The organism is Halomonas sp. 1513 (assembly GCA_001971685.1).
Lineage (GTDB): Bacteria > Pseudomonadota > Gammaproteobacteria > Pseudomonadales > Halomonadaceae > Franzmannia.
In genome coordinates this window covers 2,859,369-2,877,084 of sequence record CP019326.1, presented here as the reverse complement: position 1 = coordinate 2,877,084, position 17,716 = coordinate 2,859,369, and the positions used below count along the sequence as shown (strand labels likewise).

The following is a 17,716-nucleotide window of genomic DNA, read 5'->3' as shown; positions in this document are numbered from 1 at the left end:
CATTCCTTGGGCTAGGGCGAACCATCGTCCTTGTTGGCGCTGTCATGCTCGTCGGCTTGCTTGGCATGTTCGGCTTGCAGCAGGCGGATACGGCGATTATCGGCGTTGAGTACGGTAAAGCGCCAGCCGCCCAGTTCGGCGTGCTCGCCGCGCCGCGGCAGGTGACCGAAGCGCTGCATCACCAGCCCGCCGACGGTATCGAACTCTTCATCGGAGAAGCGCGTCTCGAAGCGCTCGTTGAAATCCTCGATGGGGGTCAGGGCGCGGATCGCATAGCGGCCTTCCCCCAGCTCGCGAATATCGTCTTCCTCGTCGGTATCGTGTTCGTCTTCGATGTCACCGACGATCTGCTCGAGGATATCCTCGATGGTCACGATACCGGCGGTGCCGCCGTACTCGTCGACCACCACCGCCATATGGTTGTGGGTGTCGCGAAACTCCTTGAGCAGGCTGTTGAGGCGCTTCGACTCGGGTACGAACATGGCCGGGCGCAGCACGCTGTCGAGGGCGAAATGCTGGCGCTTGTCCTGGCTCTCGGAGAGCAGCGGCAACAAGTCCTTGACCAGCAGGATGCCGTGCACCTCGTCGAGGTTCTCGCCGACCACCGGATAGCGCGAATGGCCGGTCTCGAGGATCACCGGCAGGTACTCCTCGGCGGGCTGTTCGAGGCCGATCACGTTGACCTGGGAGCGCGGGATCAGCACTTCGCGGACCTGCTGGTCGCTGATCTGCAGCGCCCCCTCGATAATGGTCAGGGCATCCTGGTCGAGGCGCAGCCGGGTGCCGGCTTCACGCAGAAAGGCCAGCAGCTCGTCGCGGGAGCTGGGCTCGTCGCTGTCGGATGAGAAGGCGCTGAAAAACTTCTCGAGCCAGGATTTGTTGTTCTGGCTACTCGATCGGTCTTCACTCATGCGTCGGTCTCTCTTCCTCTGGGGCGGCGGAAGGGGGTTCAGGCGCGGGGCGGTAGGGATCGGCGATCCCCAGTGCGGCGAGAATCTCGCGTTCGAGCTGCTCCATGGCCTCGGCCTCGGCGTCGTCGATGTGGTCGAAACCTAGCAGGTGCAGGGTGCCATGAACCACCATGTGGGCATAGTGGTCGGCCAGCGGCTTGCCTTGCTCCCGGGCTTCCCGGACCACCACCGGATGGCAGATCACCAGGTCGCCGAGCAGCGGCAAGTCTATCCCCGGCGGCAGTTCGACGCCGAACGACAGCACGTTGGTGGGGGCATCCTTGCCGCGGTAGTCGCGGTTGAGGGTCTGGCTTTCGTCGGCGTCGACGAAGCGCACGCTGAGCTCGTCGCGGTCATGCGCGTCGGCGCGGCTGAGTGCCGCGCCGACCCAGCGCTCGAGGCTGGCCTGGTCGGGGAGTGCCTGCGCATCGGCCAGGGCGACCTGTCGGTCGACGACGGGCGTCGACGTCACGATGGGGGATCCTGGCGCAGGTCGCGCTCCAGCTGCTCGCGGCGCAGCGCGGCGCGCTCCTGGTCGCGCTCCAGCTTGCGCTGGCGCTCGGCGGCCTCCTGCTCGGCCTCGAACAGGTCGTAGGCCTCGATAATGCGCTGCACCAGCGGGTGGCGCACGACGTCCTTGGCGGCGAAATGGGTGACGCCGATGCCCGGCGTGCCCTTGAGCACGTCGAGCACCTGGATCAGTCCCGAACTCTGGCCCCGCGGCAGGTCGACCTGGGTCACGTCGCCGGTGATCACCGCGGTGGAGCCGAAGCCGATGCGGGTCAGGAACATCTTCATCTGCTCGCGGGTGGTGTTCTGGCTCTCGTCGAGAATGATGAAGGAGTTGTTGAGCGTGCGGCCGCGCATATACGCCAGCGGGGCGATCTCGATGATCTGGCGCTCGATCAGCTTGCCGACCTGCTCGAAGCCGATCATCTCGTACAGCGCGTCGTAGAGCGGGCGCAGGTAGGGGTCGATCTTCTGGGCCAGGTCGCCGGGCAGGAAGCCCAGCTTTTCGCCGGCCTCAACCGCCGGGCGCACCAGCAGGATGCGGCGCACCTCCTGCTGATTGAGCGCCTCCACCGCCGCGGCCACCGCCAGGTAGGTCTTGCCGGTGCCCGCCGGGCCGATGCCGAAGTTGATGTCGTGCTCGCGAATGCTCTGCACGTAGCTCTGCTGGTTGAGGCCGCGCGGCTTGATCAGCGCCCGCGGCGTGCGCAGCAGTACCTCGCCTTCGGCCACGCCTTCCTCCTCCTCGAGGGCCTCGAGGCCGGACTCCTGCAAAAACAGGTGCACGGTATCCGGCGACAGGTCGCTGGCCTCGGTCTCGCGGTAGAGGTGTTCGACCACGTTGGCCGCGGCCTTGACCCGCGGGCTCGGGCCGGCCAACTGGAAGGTGTTGCCGCGGTTGCGCAGGGTGATGCCCAGGCGCTCTTCTACCAGCTTCAAGTGCTCGTCGCGCTGACCGCACAGGTTGGCCAGACGACGCGGGTCGTTGGGTTCGAGGGTGAGAGTGATGATGCGGTTAGCCTGAGAACTGTGTTGGCTCAAGAGCAAGGGATCCGTGCGTTGCGAAAAAGGTTCGTCGAGCTTACTGCCCCGGGCAGGCCCGGGGCAATGTCATAGATCATGTTGGCATTCAGCCTAGAGTATAGCGGCTGGTCTCAATATAGCGCCGGTGACGTGAGTTCGCCGCGCAGCGAGTTGGGCAGCGCCTCGGAAATCTCGACGTCGACGAAGTGGCCGATCAGCTCGGTGGGATTGGCGGCGCGGAAGTTGACCACCCGGTTATTCTCGGTGCGCCCCGAGAGCTGGCCGGGGTCCTTGGGCGAGAAGCCGGTGACCAGGATGCGCTGGGTGGAGCCCACCATGCGCCGACTGATCTGCATCGCCTGCTGGTTGATGCGCTCCTGAAGGATCGCCAGGCGCTGCTTCTTGACCGCTTCCGGTGTGTCGTCCTCGAGGGACGCCGCCGGGGTGCCGGGGCGCGCCGAGTAGACGAAGCTGAACGAATGATCGAAACCGATGCGGTGGATCAGGTTCATGGTCGCTTCAAAGTCGTCCTCGGTCTCGCCGGGGAAGCCGATGATGAAGTCCGAGGAGAAGCTGATGTCGGGGCGCAGCTCACGGATACGCTCCATCTTCTCGACATACTCCTCCACCGTGTGGCCGCGCTTCATGGCCGCCAGGATGCGGTCGGAGCCGGCCTGCACCGGCAGGTGCAGGTGGCTGACCAGCTCGGGAATCTCGCCATAGGCCTCGATCAGGCTGTCGGAGAACTCCACCGGGTGCGAGGTGGTGAAGCGGATACGGTCGATCCCCTCCACCGCCGCCACGCAGGCGATCAGCTCGGCCAGGTCGATTTCGTCGCCGAGCTGGTTTTCGCCGCGGTAGGCGTTGACGTTCTGGCCCAGCAGGTTGATCTCGCGCACGCCCTGTTCGGCGAGGTGGATCACCTCGTCCATCACCGCCTCGAAGGGCCGCGAGACCTCCTCACCGCGGGTATAGGGCACCACGCAGAAGGTGCAGTACTTGGAGCAGCCCTCCATCACCGAGACGAAGGCGGTGGCGCCATCGGCACTGGGCTTGGGCAGGTGGTCGAATTTCTCGATCTCGGGGAAGGTGACGTCGACCACCGAGATCTGTTCGCTGCTGCGCCGCGCATCGAGCATCGCCGGCACTCGGTGCAGGGTCTGGGGGCCGAACACCATGTCGACGTGGGGCGCGCGCTTGCGCAGCGCCTCGCCCTCCTGGCTGGCCACGCAGCCGCCGACGCCGATCACCAGGTCGGGATTGGCTTGCTTGAGCTTTTTCCAGCGGCCCAGTTGGTGGAACACCTTCTCCTGGGCCTTCTCACGAATCGAGCAGGTGTTGAGCAGGATCACATCCGCGTCACCTTCGTTATCGGTGAGCTCCAGCTGGTGGGACTCGCCGAGCAGATCCGCCATGCGGGCCGAATCGTACTCGTTCATCTGGCAGCCGTGGGTCTTGATGAAGAGTTTCTTCGCCATAAGAATAGGGCCGTGGCGCCAGGCGCCCGGCATCGCCGTTACCGGTTCAGGGGATTCACTAAGGCGGCCCGAGGGCCGTTTCAGACGTATGCCGGCGATTATACGGATAGCCTGCCAGCGGGGCCAGTCGCGGGGGCTCGAATTGGCCACGGCTGTGCTATTCTTCGCCCCTTGGGATCGGCACCCTGGCGGTGTCGACGTCGTTCAGCGGCATGAATGCAGAGGCAGTATGGCGGCCAAGCCAATTTACCGGGTGGTATTCCACAATCAGGGGGAAATCTGGGAGCTCTACGCCCGCGAGATCTTCCAGAGTGATCTGTGGGGCTTTATCGAGGTCGAAGCTTTCGTCTTCGAAGACGCCAGCAAGCTGGTGGTGGACCCCTCCACCGACAAGCTGCGGCGCACCTTCGACGGCGTGAGTCGCAGCTATATTCCCCTGAATGCCATTGTGCGCATCGATGAAGTCGAGCGCGAGGGGACGCCCAAGGCGGTCAAGGCCGAGGGCAAGATAGCGGAATTTCCACGGCCGATGAGCTGGCCACCGCGGGATGACGGTTGATCAAAAAATGAACGATCTGAGGGGGTGTCAGGCATCTCGCTGGCCGACACCGACTCGGGGAGAGGTTTTCCCAAGACTTATCCACAGAAGTTGTGGATGGGACACGGTCTCATCGCGCCGCCCGCGATAGGACGCGGGGGCGGCGCCATCAGCGTGGATGGGCGCTACTCGCCCGATTCGAGCCACGAACACGGCAGATATATGCGTACATTCAAGACAGTGATATTGGGCGTAGCACTGGGGGCCATGGCCCTCGGGGCACAGGCCCAGGAAGCGGACGACAACCAGGCCTGGGTCTCCGACGGCCTGACCACCTTCGTCAGAAGCGGCCCCACCGATGGCTATCGCATCGTCGGCACCCTGACCGCCGGCGAGCCGGTCACGGTGCTCGAGACCAGCGGCAGCTACACGCGCGTCGAGGACGCCGACGGCGATGCGGTGTGGATTCTCAGCGACGAGCTGCAGGATGCCCCGAGCGCCGGCGTCAGGGTGCCCGAGCTGGAGGCCCAGGTCGCCAGCCTGAGCAGCGAACTCGACGGGATCAACGAGGAGTGGGAGACCCGCGTGGCGACCATGACCGAGACCCTCGAGCAGCGTGAGCAGCGCATTGCCGAGCTCGAGGCGCGCAACCGCGAGCTCGACGGCGAGGCCGACGAGGCGCTGCGCCAGGTGCGCGGCCTGCAGGCACGCCTGGATACCCAGGAGGAGGACCTGCTGCTGCGCTACTTCATGTACGGCGGTGGCGTGGCCGGCGCCGGGCTGCTGGTCGGCCTGATCGTTCCGCACCTGCCGCGGCGGCGCAAGAAGCGCGACCGCTGGTTCTAAGCGGAGACGCATGAGCATGCAGGTGAGTGATGAGAACGAGTGGCTGTCGCGCTGGCGTGAGGGGCGCATCGGCTTTCATCGCGATGCGGTGCATCCGGCGCTGGCGCGCTTCTGGCCGACGCTGGAGGTGCCGCCGGGCGCCAAGGTGCTGGTGCCACTGTGCGGCAAGAGCCTCGACATGCGCTGGCTGGCCGAGCAGGGCCATCCGGTGCTGGGCATCGAGCTGGCCACTGATGCCATCGAGCAGTTCCTGGCCGAAGGTGACGGCGAGGTGTCGCGCTATCATGCCGGCGACTTCGATATCTGTCGCCAGGGCAGCGTCGAGCTGTGGGGCGGTGACTTCTTTCACTTCCATATCCAGCAGGCCGCCGAGGTGGGCGCCTTCTACGACCGCGGCGCGCTGATCGCCCTGCCTCAGGCAACGCGTCAGCGCTACGCCTTCCACCTCGCCCAGCTGCTGCCGCCGGGCGCCAGGGGGCTGCTGATCAGCCTCACGCGGGGCGGTGGCAGCCACGCCGGGCCGCCCTACAGCGTCCCGGACGACGAGGTGCGCGAGCTGCTCGAGCCCAACTTCGAGCTGACCCATCTGGCCGACGGCGAGCCCGAGGCGAACGGCTTTCGCGAGAGCGCCTGGGCGCTCAAGCGGCGCGGCCCGCTGGCCTGAGACGAGCGGCTAACATATTGAGCCCCGCGATATGGCGGGGCTCAATGCGTGCTGGAGGCCTGGTTTAGCGGGCTAGTAGCCGACCCAACTCCGGATCGCGGAAGGTACGGTTGAGGCCGTCGCTGAGCAGGTCGTTGACCATCCGCGTGTTGGTGTCCTGGTCCGGGCGTACGGCGTAGCTCTGGGTGCGCCGCGAGGTGTAGGTGCCGGTGTAGGTGTTGCGCTGGTTGACCGCCTCGGCGCGGAATACCGCCTCGAGGACCGCTTCACCGAGCACCGGCACGCCGTCGCCGCGGGCGTAGTCGAGGCGCGTCAGGGCCAGGGTCAGCGAGGGCCGCCCGTCGCTGGGCTGAGTGGTCGGCTCGAAGCCCATGCGGCGCACCGCGGCCTCGGCCTGCTCCTGCAGCTTGGGCACCACGTCGTGGGAGTTGACGGTGATCTGGGCCGCCGACATCGCCGAGCCGCTGCGCGTGCCGAGCACTTCGGTCTCGCGCTCGTCGACCACGTTGACGGTGACCTGCTGGCCGCCACCGGCCTGGGGAATGTCGGCGGTGATCTGCGGGTTGACCTGCAGGTAGTGCGGGCTGGTACAGCCGGCCAGTACCAGCGCGGCGGCGGCGAACAAGGCACGAAACCCAAAGCGAGACAGCATGTGACGACTCCTGAGTGATCGACAGGCAAAGAGCATGCGACGAGTATAAGCCGCTGCCGACCGGCTGGCACGTTCCGTTGCAACGCTCGGGACGTATCAGGCGGCAGTCGGCTGACGGCGCTTGGCGGCCTCATCGTCGAAGCGGTGCCAGCGGCGCGGGATCGCGTAGAGTCGCTGGCCGCGGCGGATATCCAGTCGCTCGAAGTCGGCATGGCGCACCGTGGCCAGCCACGGCGCCGGCAGCCAGTCGGCCTCCAGTTCGACGCGCACCTCGGCGCCCACCGGCGAGATCGCGGTCACCGTCACCGGCAGCCGGGCGGCCTCGCTGGGGGCGTCGGTCAGCTTGAGCTCGTGGGGGCGCAGCAGCAGCTCCTGGCGGCCTTCGTCGAGCTCGCTCACCGCCAGCTGGGCGTCACCGCAGGTCAGCACGCCGTTGCGCACGTCACCCTCGAGGCGGTTGACGTCGCCGAGGAACTCGAACACGAAGCGGTTGGCCGGGGCGCGATAGAGCGCCTCGGGGGTGTCGATCTGCTCGATGCGGCCGTTGCTCATCACTACCACCCGGTCGGAGAGCTCCAGCGCCTCCTCCTGGTCGTGGGTGACGAATACGCTGGTGAAGTTGAGCTCGTCGTGGAGGTGGCGCAGCCAGCGGCGCAGGTCCTGGCGCACCTTGGCGTCCAGCGCGCCGAACGGCTCGTCGAGCAGCAGCACGTCGGGGCGCAGCGCCAGGGCACGGGCCAGCGAGACGCGCTGCTGCTGGCCGCCGGAGAGCTGCGCCGGGTAGCGCTTGGCGAAGTCCTCGAGCTGCACCATCTCCAGCAGGCGGTGGACCCGTGCGCGGATCTCGCCGCTGCTGGGGCGCTGCTTGCGCGGCATCACGGTGAGGCCGAAGGCGACGTTGTCGAACACCGTCATGTGCCGGAACAGCGCATAGTGCTGGAACACGAAGCCGATGCGCCGGTCGCGCACGTGGACCTGGGTGACGTCGCGCTCGCCGAACTGGATGCGTCCGGCGGGCTTGGCGTCGGCCTGTTCGAGCCCGGCGATGATGCGCAGCAGGGTGGTCTTGCCCGACCCCGAAGGGCCGAGCAGGCCGACCAGCTCACCGTCGTGGATGTCGAGGTCGATCGGTTCCAGGGCCTGGGTGCGGCCGAAGGTCTTGGCGATATTGGTCAGACGGATGCTCATATCAAGCCTCCTGGCGCGCGGCGCGCCATTCCAGGCCGGCCTTGGCGGCCAGCGTCAGCAAAGCGATCAGGGCCAACAGCGCGGCGCTGGCGAAGGCGCCCACGGTGTTGTAGTCCTGGTAGAGCTGCTCGAGGTGCAGCGGTAGGGTGTTGGTCTGGCCGCGGATGGCCCCGGAGACCACCGACACGGCGCCGAACTCACCCACCGCCCGGGCGTTGGTGAGGATCACCCCGTAGAGCAGCGCCCAGCGGATATTGGGCAGCGTGACCCGGCGAAACAGCGTCCAGCCCGAGGCGCCGAGGGTCACCGCCGCCTCCTCGTCGCGGGAGCCCTGGGCCTGCATCAGCGGGATCAGCTCGCGGGCAACGAACGGGCAGGTGACGAAGATGGTCACCATCAGAATGCCCGGCCAGGCGAACATCAGCTGAATGTCGTAGCCGTCGAGCCAACCGCCGATCCAGCCGTTACGGCCGTAGAGCAGCAGATAGACCAGGCCGGCGACCACCGGCGACACCGCGAAGGGGATATCGATCAGGGTCTGCAGCAGGCGCCGGCCGGGGAAGCTGAAGCGGGTCACCAGCCAGGCCAGGGCGACGCCGAACACCAGGCACACCGGAATCGTCAGCACGGTGATGAACAGCGTCAGGCCGATGGCGCGTAGCGTGAAGGGGTCGCTGACGTTGCGCCAGAACACCTCCACGCCCTGGGCGAAGGCCTGGGCGAAGATCGCCACCAGCGGCAGCAGCAGGAACAGCGCCGCCAACAGCACGGCGCTGATCACCAGGATGCGCCGTACCCGCGGCGCGTCACCGATCCGTTGCATCAGCCGCGTCCTCCATGCAGGCGCTTGATGAAGCGCCCCTGCCAGATATTGATCGCCAGCAGCAGCGCCAGCGATACGGCCAGCACCACCGAGGCGATGGCCGAGGCGCCGACGTAGTCGTACTCCTGCAGGCGCACGAAGATCATCAGCGCGGTGATCTCGGTCTCGTAGGGCGCGTTGCCGGCGATGAAGATGATCGCCCCGAACTCGCCCAGCGAGCGCACGAAGGCCAGGCCGGTACCGGTGACCAGCGCCGGCCACAGGTGCGGCAGTATCACCCGGCGAAACGCCGTGGCGTCACTGGCGCCTAGCGTCAGCGCGGCCTCGTCGACCTCGTTGGGCAGGTCCTCGAGCACTGGCTGCACCGTGCGCACCACGAACGGAATGCTGGTAAAGGCCATGGCCAGCGCGATGCCCACCCAGGTATAGGCGACCTGGATGCCCAGCGGGTCGAGCAGGCGACCCATCCAGCCGTTGCTCGAGTAGAGCGTGGCCAGGGTGATGCCGGCCACCGCAGTGGGCAGCGCGAAGGGCAGATCCATCAGCGCGTCGAGCAGACGCTTGCCGGGAAAGTCGTAGCGCACCAGCACCCAGGCCAGCAGCAGCCCGAAGGCGGCGTTGACCAGCGCGGCCACCGCGGCGGCGCCGATGGTGACCACATAGCTGGCGACGACCCGGCCGTCAGTGATGATCCGCCAGTACTCCGCCAGGCTGATACCCGAGAGCTGCCCGAACAGGCTGGTCATGGGCAGCAGCAGCATCAGCGAGACGAAGGTCAGGCTGATGCCGAGTGATAAACCGAAACCCGGCAGCACCCGCTTGGGGGCGCTGCCGGTGATGTTGGCGAGCGTAATCATCTGCGCTGCAGCTGATCCAGCAGGGCGCCGTTGGCGAAGTGGTTCTCCATCGCCTCGTCCCAGCTACCGAACACGTCCTCGACGCGCAGCAGCTCGGTCTCCGGGAACTGGTCGGCGAATTCCTCGACCACCGCCTCGTGGTGCACGCGGTAGTTGAAGCTAGCCAGCTGGCGCTGGGCATCTTCGCTGTAGAGGTAGTCGACGTAGGCCTCGGCCAGGTCGAGGTTGCCGTTACGTTCGGCGTTGGGGCCGACCACCGCCACCGGGAACTCGGCCAGGATGCTGACCGGCGGCACGATCACCTCGTAGTCATCGCTGCCGTACTCGCCGCGGATGTTGTTGACCTCGGACTCGAAGCTGATCAGCACATCGCCGATGCCGCGCTCGATGAAGCTGGTGGTGGCACCGCGACCGCCGGTGTCGAACACCGCCACGTTACGCAGGAAGGTGCGCATGAAGTCGTGGATCTGCTCCTCGTCGCCGTCGAACTGCTCCTCGGCGAAGCCCCAGGCGGCCAGGTAGGTGTAGCGGCCGTTGCCCGAGGTCTTGGGGTTGGGGAACACCATCTGCACGTCTTCACGCACCAGATCGTCCCAGCTCTCGATGCCCTTGGGGTTGTCCTTGCGCACCAGGAAGGCGGTGGTGGAGTAGTAGGGCGAGGCGTTGTTGTCGAAGGCGTCCTGCCAGTCCTCGGCGACCAGCCCGTCGTCGGCCAGGGCCTGCACGTCGGTGACCTGGTTGTAGGTCACCACGTCGGCGCGCAGGCCCTGCATGATGGCGCGGGCCTGGGCCGACGAGCCGCCGTGGGACTGCTGCACGTCGATCTCCTCGCCGTGCTGCTCCTGCCAGTGGGCGATGAACTCGGGGTTGATCGCCGAGAACAGCTCGCGGGCGATATCGTAGGAGGAGTTGAGCAGCTCGCGCTCGGCGGCCACGCTGGGCGTAACCACACCAGCGGTGAGGGCGGCGGCCAGAGAGGCGCCGAGGGCGCCGCGACGAAACAGGGAAGTGGCTGACATGGTATTCGGCTCCAACACAAAGGTGTGTGATTGGAGCGAAGGCTAAACCAACGATTAAGGAATGACAATCCTGTTTTTTATTCAATTTTGCAATATGCAGCGATAGCGTCAGCGTATGGCCCTGCGCGCCTGGGCGTGGCGCAGGCACCATAGCCCCACCAGCGGGCCGGGCAGCAGCAGCCAGGCCAGCCAGGGACCCAGGGCCTGCCATAGAGGAATCAGCACGATCAGCGACAGCATCGAGACGGCGAAGCCGATGGCGTTCTGCAACGTCAGGGCGCTGCCGACGATGCGCGCCGGGCAGGCCGCTGCCGACAGCGCCGAGAACTGCGGCGAGTCGACCACCGCCAGCGCGCTCCATAGCGCCAGGAACAGCGCCACCGGCAGCAGCGAACCGCCTGCCGTTGCCGGCGCGAGCAGCGGGCCGAGCAGCGGGTAGGCCAGGCAGCACAGCGCCGAGCCGGCCAGGCCGAGCTGCGCCACCCGGCGGCTGCCGATGCGCTGGCTGAGGGCACCGCCCAGCCAGCAGGCCGGGCCGCCCACGGCGATCAGGGTAAAGGCGAGCAGCGCCAGGCTGGCGGTCTCCAGCCCCGGGGCGGCGGCCAGCAGCATCAGCGGCAGCAGCGCCCACAGCGTATACAGCTCCCACATATGCCCGAAGTAGGCGCTGGCAGCGCGCCGGAAAGCGTCGATGGAGAACGCCTCGAGCCCCGCCAGGCGCGCGCCCGGGCCGCCGGCGCTATGCTTGGCCTGGCGCACCGCGGGGGCCTCGCCGAGGCGCCACACCATGGCGCCGCCAGCCACCGCCAGCAGCGAAGCGCCCCAAATGCCGCCCTGCCAGGGAATCCCGGCGCTCAACTCGCCCAGCCCGCGCAGCCCGTGGGGCAGGGCGGTGCCCAGCACCAGCATGCCCACCAGCCAGGCCAGCCCCAGGCCGCTCTTGCCCGGCGTCCAGCCGACCATCAGCTTCATGCCCACCGGGTAGATGCCGGCCAGGCACATGCCGGTGATCACGCGCAGGCCCACCGCACCCCACAGCCCGCCGGCCCAGGGCAGCAGGGCGTTGGAGAGCGCGCCGAGCAGGCAGCAGGCGGCGAACAGCTTGCTGGCGTCGAGGCGGTCGGCGAGCCCAGCCAGGCCGATCAGCAGGGTGCCGAGCAGAAAGCCGCCCTGTACGGCGCCGGTCAGCCAGCCGAGGTCGGCGTCGCTGAGCCGCCACAGCGCCTGCAGGTCGGCGAGCACGGCGTTGGGGGTAAACCACAGAGCGGTGCCGAACAGCTCGGCGATGGCCAGAATCAGCGTGGGCATGACGATTCCATGTCGCGGTTTTTGGTAGACTTGTGCGCCCAGACTATCTAATTTCGCGACCCCGCATCAGAGGAAAGCGCCACATGGCCAGCCCCCGCGACTTCAAGATCGCTCCTTCCATACTCTCCGCCAACTTCGCTCGCCTGGGCGAAGAGGTCGACGACGTGCTCGCCTCGGGGGCCGATATCGTCCACTTCGACGTGATGGACAACCACTACGTGCCCAACCTGACCATCGGTCCGATGGTCTGCGAGGCGCTGCGCAAGCACGGCGTCACCGCGCCCATCGACGCCCACCTGATGGTCAAGCCGGTGGACCGGCTGATCGGCGACTTTATCGACGCCGGGGCCAGCTATATCACCTTTCACCCCGAAGCCTCCGAGCACGTCGACCGCTCGCTGCAGCTGATCCGCGACGGCGGCTGCAAGGCGGGGCTGGTGTTCAACCCGGCCACGCCGCTCTCCTACCTTGACTACGTGATGGACAAGGTCGACATGATCCTGCTGATGAGCGTCAATCCCGGCTTCGGCGGCCAGGCGTTCATCCCCGCCACCCTCGACAAGCTGCGCGAGGCGCGGGCGCGCATCGACGCCTCGGGGCGCGATATTCGCCTCGAGATCGACGGTGGGGTAAAGGTGGAGAACATTGCCGAGATCGCCCGCGCCGGGGCCGACACCTTCGTCGCCGGCTCGGCGATCTTCAAGGCCCGCAATGCCGACGAGCCGCACCGCTACGACGGCGTGCTCAAGGCGCTGCGCGACGAGCTGGCGAGTGTCTGAGCAGGCACTGGCGGGGCCGGTGTGGCACCTCTACGTGGTCGAGACCGCGGCTGGGGCGCTGTATACCGGCATAAGCACCGACGTCACGCGGCGCTTCGCCGAGCACTGCAGCGGCAAGCGCGGCGCCCGGGCGCTGCGCGGCAAGGGGCCGCTGACCCTGGTGCACCAGCAGGCAGTGGGTAGCCACACCGAGGCGCTGCGCCTGGAGCGCGAGATCAAGCGCCTGGCGGCACCGGCCAAGCGCGCCTGGGTGGCGCGCCAGGCCGGCAATCAGTGAAGCTTCATCTTGGGCTTGAGGAAGCGGTTGATGCCGTCGACGACGATGGTCATGCCGGTCTTGACCGCGCCGTGGATGGCGAACTGGTGCATGCGGTAGAGGGAGGCGTAGAACAGCTTGGCGATGCGCCCCTCGAGGAACAGGCTGCGCGCCGAGGCGCCGCGCATCAGGCTGCCCACCGCATCGAAGTGGGCCAGTGAGATCAGCGAGCCGCGGTCGCGGAACACGAACGGCTTGAGCGGCTTGTCGTCGAGGGTCGCCAGCAGGTTGCGGTAGAGCCGCGAGGCTTGTTGGTGGGCGGCCTGGGCCCGCGGCGGTACCGGCTTGCCGTCGGCCTGAGGGCAGCTGGCGCAGTCGCCGAAGGCGAAGATGCGCGGGTCGTCGAGGCTCTGCAGCTCGGCGTTGACCTTGATCTGGTGGTTGCGCTCGGTGGCCAGGCCCAGCTCGGAGAGAAACGGCGGCGCCTTGATGCCCGCCGCCCACACGTTGAGGTCGGTCTCGATGCGCGTGCCGTCGGCGGTGATGAAGCCCTCTGTGTCGGCCTGGGTGACGCGGGTCTCGACGTGGATATTGACGCCGAGCTTCTCCAGCTCACGCTGAACCGCCTTGGTGATGCGCTCCGGCAGCGCCGGCAGGATGTTCGGCGCGGCCTCGATCAGGTGCACGTCGAGCTGGCCGCTATCCATGTTGGTAAAGCCGTAGCTGTGCAGCATCTTCGAGGCGTCATAGAGCTCGGCGGCGAGCTCCACCCCGGTGGCGCCGGCACCGACGATGCCCACCGCCAGCTTGGGATGCAGGCGGCGCTCCGGGTCGCTGTAGCGCAGGAAGGTGTTGAGCATGTCGTGGCGGAACGCCTCGGCCTGCTGGGGGCTGTCGAGAAAGTGGCAGTGCTCGGCGACGCCGGGGGTGCCGAAGTCGTTGGAGACGCTGCCCAGCGCCAGCACCAGGTAGTCGTAGTGCAGGCTGCGCGAGGGCAGGACCACGCTGCCGTCATCGTCGAGGATCGGCGCCAGGCTCAGGGTCTGGGCCTCGCGATCCAGGTCGCTGAGGGTGCCGCGCTGGAACTGGTAGCCGTGGGCCTTGGAGTGGCCCTGGTAGGAGACCTCATCGAGGCCCGAGTCGAGCACGCCGGTGGCAACCTCGTGGAGCAGCGGTTTCCAGATATGGGTGGGGTTGCGGTCGACGAGCACCACCTCGGCACGCTTGCGCTTGCCGAGTTTGCGTCCGAGCCGGGTGACCAGCTCGAGTCCGCCTGCGCCGCCGCCGACCACCACGATGCGTGGTAGAGGCATGAGAGACTCCAGAAATGATGAAAAGGATCAGCAAATGCATCGCCTGGGTCGGATCAACGGCACGCGGGGCGAGGACGCTGCCCGGTAACGGCGATATCTGCGCCTAGCATAGGTCGGGTCGGCGCGTTTTCCTATGGGCGATCGCTGATTCGGGGCATGTTTTTTCGTAATATTACATGCATAAACCGGATGCCGGCCGTGGGCCACCGGGCAACTCACTGATAAGGAAACGAAATCATGCATCCGCTGCTGCAAGGCGTGAAACTGGTGGCCTTCGACCTCGACGGTACCCTGGTCGACTCGGTGCCCGATCTGGCCGCCGCGGTGGACGCCGCCCTGGCCGACCTCGAGCTGCCGCCGGCCGGCGAAAAGAAGGTCCGCGACTGGGTGGGCAACGGCTCGCATAAGCTGATCGAGCGCGCCCTCGGCGATGCCCTGGGCGTGGCCCCGGAGCCAGAGCGGCTGACCGCGGTACATGAGCGCTTCCTGCACCACTACGGGCTGGCGCCCAATGCCCGCACCCAGCTCTACCCCGGGGTGCGCGAGGCCCTCGATGGGCTGCACGCGGCCGGCATGCCGCTGGGGCTGGTGACCAACAAGCCGCAGGCCTTCATTGCGCCCATCCTCGAGGGCTTCGGCCTGGCCGGGCACTTCGGGCTGTGCCTGGGTGGCGACGCCCTGCCGCAGAAGAAGCCCGACCCGGCGCCGCTGCTGCACCTGGCGCGGCACTTCGCGGTGGCCCCAGGCGACTGCCTGATGGTCGGCGATTCGCGCCACGACATCGAGGCCGGTCGGCGCGCCGGCTTTCGCACCCTGGCCGTGCCCTACGGCTACAATCACGGTGAGCCGGTGGCCGCGAGCCGCCCCGATGGCCTAGTTGAATCGCTTGCGGAACTCGTTTAGGGTCTCGAATCAACAAGATCGCGCCGCACCGCGGCCGACATCCCACACCATGGACGCACCATGACGCTGGAATCCCGCCTCTCTTACGTGCAGCAACCGGTCGCTCCTCTTGGCGGCGGGGCGCTGATGCGCGACGTCAAGCGCTGGCGATGGTGAGTGCCGCGCGGGCTCGCTGAGCGGGCCCGACCTTCCGAATCGCCCCCGAATCGGGCCACCCCAGGCCCCGCATTGACGAACACTGTGAGGACACGCCGGGCATGATGACTTCCGCGCGCTTCAATGAGCTGGCCGAGGCCGGCTACAACCGTATTCCGGTGACCCGCGAGGTGCTCGCCGACCTGGATACGCCGCTTTCCACCTACCTCAAGCTGGCCGATGCGCCCTGGACCTTCCTGCTCGAGTCCGTGCAGGGCGGCGAGAAGTGGGGCCGCTATTCGATCATCGGCCTGCCGTGCCGCGAGCGCATCGAGGTGCGCGGCTTCACGGTGCGCCATCTCATCGACGGCGCCGAGGTGGAACGCCACGAGGTCGAGGACCCGCTGGCCTGGATCGAGGACTTCCAGGCGCGCTTCAAGGTCCCGCGCCTCGACGACCAGCCGCGCTTCGACGGTGGCCTGGTCGGCTACTTTGGCTACGACACCATTCGCTACGTCGAGCCGCGGCTGCGCAGTGAAGCCGCGGCCAACAAACCCGACCCGATCGGCGTGCCCGACATCCTGCTGATGGTGTGCGATGAGCTGGTGGTGTTCGACAACCTCTCCGGGCGCCTCACGCTGTGGACCCACGCCGACCCCGCCGAGGCTGAGGCCTATCAGCGTGCCCGCGGTCGCCTCGAGCGGCTCGAAGTGCAGCTGCGCAGTGCCACCCTCAACACCGTCAGCCCCGGCACCGGCCGCAGCGCGGTGGAGGAGGGGCACTTCACCTCGGGCTTCACCGAGCAGGGCTTCAAGGCCGCGGTGGATAAGATCAAGGGCTACGTGCTGGCCGGCGACGTGATGCAGTGCGTGCCCTCCCAGCGCATGTCGATCCCCTACCAGGCGCCGCCGCTGGATCTGTACCGCGCGCTGCGCAGCCTCAACCCCTCGCCCTACATGTTCTTCTTCAACCTCGACGACCACCACGTGGTGGGCTCCTCGCCGGAGATCCTCACCCGGCTGGAGGAGGGCGAAGTCACGGTGCGCCCGATTGCCGGCACCCGCGTGCGCGGCAAGACCGAAGAAGAAGACCAGGCGCTGGAGGCCGATCTGCTGGCCGACCCCAAGGAGATCGCCGAGCACCTGATGCTGATCGACCTGGGACGCAACGACGTGGGCCGCATCAGCGAGACTGGCTCGGTGGTGGTCACCGACCAGATGGCGGTGGAGCGCTACTCCCACGTGATGCACATCGTCTCCAACGTCACCGGCAAGCTGAAGCCGGGCCTCACCGCAATGGACGCACTGCGCGCCACCTTCCCCGCCGGCACGCTCTCCGGCGCGCCCAAGATCCGCGCCATGGAGATCATCGACGAGCTCGAGCCGGTCAAGCGCGGCATCTACTCCGGCGCGGTAGGCTACCTCTCCTGGCACGGCAACCTCGACACCGCAATTGCCATCCGCACCGCGGTGATCAAGGACGGCGAGCTGCACGTCCAGGCTGGCGCCGGTGTGGTCGCCGACTCGGTCCCCGAGATGGAGTGGCAGGAGACCCTCAACAAGGGCCGCGCGCTGTTCCGCGCCGTGGCCATGGCCGAGCGCGGCCTCGACAACCTCGAATAGCGGCACTCTCTTAGGGGGGTATAGCGAGCTGACGACAAGGCCGAGGCACACGCCTCGGCCTTGTCGTATCACAGCGCTACGCATCGGTACGCCACCGTTTCCGAAATTTAATTAGGCAACTTCTTGCCCAGCGGGCAAGATCTTGCTCGCCCTGGGCAACAAGTTGCCTAATCTTTCTTAGTCATGGTGCGACGAAAGTCTATAACTAATTGAATGCATTAACTTATTAGTTTTCTGGCATGAGGGGTGCTCTATAAGTGGCGTCCACCGGACGTTTTCAACCACCAGGAGAAGATTCATGCCTACACCTTGTTACATCAGCATCGAAGGCCAGACCCAGGGCAACATCACCGCCGGCGCCTTCACCCCCGACTCCGTGGGTAACATCTACGTCGAAGGCCACGAAGACGAGATGCTGGTCCAGGAATTCAAGCACGTCGTAACCGTGCCCACCGATCCGCAGTCCGGCCAGCCCTCCGGCCAGCGCGCCCACAAGCCGTTCATCTTCACCGTGGCCCTCAACAAGGCCGTGCCGCTGATGTACAACGCCCTGGCCTCCGGTGAAATGCTGCCCAAGGTCGAGCTGAAGTGGTACCGCACCTCGGTGGAAGGCAAGCAAGAGCACTTCTTCACCACCAGCCTGACCGACGCCACCATCGTCGACATTAACCTGCGCATGCCCCACGCCCAGGACGCCAACAGTGCCGAGTTCACCCAGCTGATGGACGTCTCGCTCTCCTACCGCAAGATCGACTGGGAGCACACCGTGGCCGGCACCTCAGGGTCCGACGACTGGCGCGCCCCGCTCGAGTCGTAAGCCTCGAGGGCATGGCGGGGCTCACCCGATGGCTC

Annotated in this window: 19 protein-coding genes; 8 read left to right on the top strand and 11 right to left on the bottom strand. The window is 67.0% G+C overall.

All coding sequences use genetic code 11. The annotated features are described in order from the left end of the window. Window positions 1-11 precede the first annotated feature (11 nt). The 4 genes from BWR19_13115 to BWR19_13100 all read right to left on the bottom strand — a co-directional run bounded on the left by BWR19_13115 (window position 12) and on the right by BWR19_13100 (window position 3,961). Window positions 12-911 carry a magnesium/cobalt efflux protein gene (locus BWR19_13115; protein APX93801.1) on the bottom strand — a complete coding sequence of 300 codons (900 nt, stop codon included), beginning with the start codon at window positions 909-911 and terminating at the stop codon, window positions 12-14. Beyond that, window positions 904-1,425, bottom strand: a complete 522-nt coding sequence (locus tag BWR19_13110) for an rRNA maturation RNase YbeY (GenBank protein APX93800.1) — start codon at window positions 1,423-1,425, stop codon at window positions 904-906. The genes BWR19_13115 and BWR19_13110 overlap by 8 nt, the downstream gene beginning before the upstream one ends. After that, the gene (locus BWR19_13105) at window positions 1,419-2,501 is read right to left on the bottom strand and encodes a PhoH family protein (protein APX93799.1); all 1,083 of its coding nucleotides are present in this window, start codon (window positions 2,499-2,501) and stop codon (window positions 1,419-1,421) included. Before BWR19_13105 ends, BWR19_13110 begins: the two co-directional genes overlap by 7 nt. A gap of 113 nt (window positions 2,502-2,614) precedes the next feature. After that, window positions 2,615-3,961, bottom strand: coding sequence for a tRNA (N6-isopentenyl adenosine(37)-C2)-methylthiotransferase MiaB (locus BWR19_13100; GenBank protein APX95021.1), 1,347 nt, complete (start codon window positions 3,959-3,961; stop codon window positions 2,615-2,617). Window positions 3,962-4,190: 229 nt separating this feature from the next. Here BWR19_13100 and BWR19_13095 point away from each other — a divergent pair, with 229 nt between their 5' ends. The 3 genes from BWR19_13095 (at window position 4,191) to BWR19_13085 (ending at window position 6,009) form a co-directional block, all read left to right on the top strand. After that, on the top strand, window positions 4,191-4,520 hold the full coding sequence (locus tag BWR19_13095) for a hypothetical protein (GenBank protein ID APX93798.1): 330 nt from the start codon (window positions 4,191-4,193) through the stop codon (window positions 4,518-4,520). Between the two features lie 201 nt (window positions 4,521-4,721). Beyond that, entirely contained in the window at window positions 4,722-5,345 is a 624-nt protein-coding gene (locus BWR19_13090) for a peptide-binding protein (GenBank protein APX93797.1), read from the top strand. A gap of 22 nt (window positions 5,346-5,367) precedes the next feature. Beyond that, window positions 5,368-6,009, top strand: coding sequence for a thiopurine S-methyltransferase (locus BWR19_13085; GenBank protein ID APX95020.1), 642 nt, complete (start codon window positions 5,368-5,370; stop codon window positions 6,007-6,009). Window positions 6,010-6,073: 64 nt separating this feature from the next. Here BWR19_13085 and BWR19_13080 read toward each other — a convergent pair whose 3' ends face one another. The 6 genes from BWR19_13080 to BWR19_13055 all read right to left on the bottom strand — a co-directional run bounded on the left by BWR19_13080 (window position 6,074) and on the right by BWR19_13055 (window position 11,856). After that, window positions 6,074-6,661 carry a hypothetical protein gene (locus BWR19_13080; protein ID APX93796.1) on the bottom strand — a complete coding sequence of 196 codons (588 nt, stop codon included), beginning with the start codon at window positions 6,659-6,661 and terminating at the stop codon, window positions 6,074-6,076. 96 nt (window positions 6,662-6,757) lie between these two features. Then, window positions 6,758-7,849 (bottom strand): sulfate ABC transporter ATP-binding protein, encoded by a 1,092-nt coding sequence (locus BWR19_13075; GenBank protein ID APX93795.1) that lies wholly within the window; start codon window positions 7,847-7,849, stop codon window positions 6,758-6,760. Window position 7,850: 1 nt separating this feature from the next. Then, the gene (locus BWR19_13070) at window positions 7,851-8,672 is read right to left on the bottom strand and encodes a sulfate ABC transporter permease subunit CysW (protein APX93794.1); all 822 of its coding nucleotides are present in this window, start codon (window positions 8,670-8,672) and stop codon (window positions 7,851-7,853) included. Next, on the bottom strand, window positions 8,672-9,529 hold the full coding sequence (locus tag BWR19_13065; protein APX93793.1) for a sulfate ABC transporter permease subunit CysT: 858 nt from the start codon (window positions 9,527-9,529) through the stop codon (window positions 8,672-8,674). Before BWR19_13065 ends, BWR19_13070 begins: the two co-directional genes overlap by 1 nt. Next, a complete protein-coding gene (locus BWR19_13060; protein APX93792.1) occupies window positions 9,526-10,548 on the bottom strand; it encodes a thiosulfate transporter subunit in 1,023 nt (340 codons plus the stop codon). The genes BWR19_13065 and BWR19_13060 overlap by 4 nt, the downstream gene beginning before the upstream one ends. Before the next feature lie 108 nt (window positions 10,549-10,656). Then, a complete protein-coding gene (locus BWR19_13055) occupies window positions 10,657-11,856 on the bottom strand; it encodes an MFS transporter (GenBank protein APX93791.1) in 1,200 nt (399 codons plus the stop codon). An 83-nt stretch (window positions 11,857-11,939) separates the two neighbouring features. On the opposite strand from BWR19_13055, the gene BWR19_13050 reads away from it, so the two are divergent. Next, on the top strand, window positions 11,940-12,635 hold the full coding sequence (locus BWR19_13050; GenBank protein ID APX93790.1) for a ribulose-phosphate 3-epimerase: 696 nt from the start codon (window positions 11,940-11,942) through the stop codon (window positions 12,633-12,635). Then, window positions 12,628-12,912 (top strand): hypothetical protein, encoded by a 285-nt coding sequence (locus BWR19_13045; protein ID APX93789.1) that lies wholly within the window; start codon window positions 12,628-12,630, stop codon window positions 12,910-12,912. The genes BWR19_13050 and BWR19_13045 overlap by 8 nt, the downstream gene beginning before the upstream one ends. On the opposite strand, the gene BWR19_13040 is transcribed toward BWR19_13045, so the two are convergent. Further along, a complete protein-coding gene (locus BWR19_13040; protein ID APX93788.1) occupies window positions 12,906-14,204 on the bottom strand; it encodes an FAD-dependent oxidoreductase in 1,299 nt (432 codons plus the stop codon). The genes BWR19_13045 and BWR19_13040 overlap by 7 nt on opposite strands. Before the next feature lie 237 nt (window positions 14,205-14,441). Between BWR19_13040 and BWR19_13035 the strand changes: the two genes are divergently transcribed. From BWR19_13035 to BWR19_13025, 3 genes are all read left to right on the top strand, one after another. Further along, window positions 14,442-15,107: a phosphoglycolate phosphatase gene (locus tag BWR19_13035; GenBank protein APX93787.1), complete on the top strand. Its 666-nt coding sequence runs from the start codon at window positions 14,442-14,444 to the stop codon at window positions 15,105-15,107. Window positions 15,108-15,367: 260 nt separating this feature from the next. Continuing rightward, on the top strand, window positions 15,368-16,864 hold the full coding sequence (locus tag BWR19_13030) for an anthranilate synthase component I (protein ID APX95019.1): 1,497 nt from the start codon (window positions 15,368-15,370) through the stop codon (window positions 16,862-16,864). Window positions 16,865-17,162: 298 nt separating this feature from the next. Further along, window positions 17,163-17,681 carry a hypothetical protein gene (locus BWR19_13025; GenBank protein APX93786.1) on the top strand — a complete coding sequence of 173 codons (519 nt, stop codon included), beginning with the start codon at window positions 17,163-17,165 and terminating at the stop codon, window positions 17,679-17,681. Window positions 17,682-17,716 lie beyond the last annotated feature (35 nt).

Coding starts and splice junctions, on each gene's coding strand:
- BWR19_13115 (APX93801.1), bottom strand. CDS start 911: ATGAGTGAAGACCGATCGAGTAGCCAGAACAACAAATCCTGGCTCGAG.
- BWR19_13100 (APX95021.1), bottom strand. CDS start 3,961: ATGGCGAAGAAACTCTTCATCAAGACCCACGGCTGCCAGATGAACGAG.
- BWR19_13095 (APX93798.1), top strand. CDS start 4,191: ATGGCGGCCAAGCCAATTTACCGGGTGGTATTCCACAATCAGGGGGAA.
- BWR19_13090 (APX93797.1), top strand. CDS start 4,722: ATGCGTACATTCAAGACAGTGATATTGGGCGTAGCACTGGGGGCCATG.
- BWR19_13080 (APX93796.1), bottom strand. CDS start 6,661: ATGCTGTCTCGCTTTGGGTTTCGTGCCTTGTTCGCCGCCGCCGCGCTG.
- BWR19_13075 (APX93795.1), bottom strand. CDS start 7,849: ATGAGCATCCGTCTGACCAATATCGCCAAGACCTTCGGCCGCACCCAG.
- BWR19_13070 (APX93794.1), bottom strand. CDS start 8,672: ATGCAACGGATCGGTGACGCGCCGCGGGTACGGCGCATCCTGGTGATC.
- BWR19_13065 (APX93793.1), bottom strand. CDS start 9,529: ATGATTACGCTCGCCAACATCACCGGCAGCGCCCCCAAGCGGGTGCTG.
- BWR19_13060 (APX93792.1), bottom strand. CDS start 10,548: ATGTCAGCCACTTCCCTGTTTCGTCGCGGCGCCCTCGGCGCCTCTCTG.
- BWR19_13055 (APX93791.1), bottom strand. CDS start 11,856: ATGCCCACGCTGATTCTGGCCATCGCCGAGCTGTTCGGCACCGCTCTG.
- BWR19_13050 (APX93790.1), top strand. CDS start 11,940: ATGGCCAGCCCCCGCGACTTCAAGATCGCTCCTTCCATACTCTCCGCC.
- BWR19_13040 (APX93788.1), bottom strand. CDS start 14,204: ATGCCTCTACCACGCATCGTGGTGGTCGGCGGCGGCGCAGGCGGACTC.
- BWR19_13035 (APX93787.1), top strand. CDS start 14,442: ATGCATCCGCTGCTGCAAGGCGTGAAACTGGTGGCCTTCGACCTCGAC.
- BWR19_13030 (APX95019.1), top strand. CDS start 15,368: ATGACTTCCGCGCGCTTCAATGAGCTGGCCGAGGCCGGCTACAACCGT.
- BWR19_13025 (APX93786.1), top strand. CDS start 17,163: ATGCCTACACCTTGTTACATCAGCATCGAAGGCCAGACCCAGGGCAAC.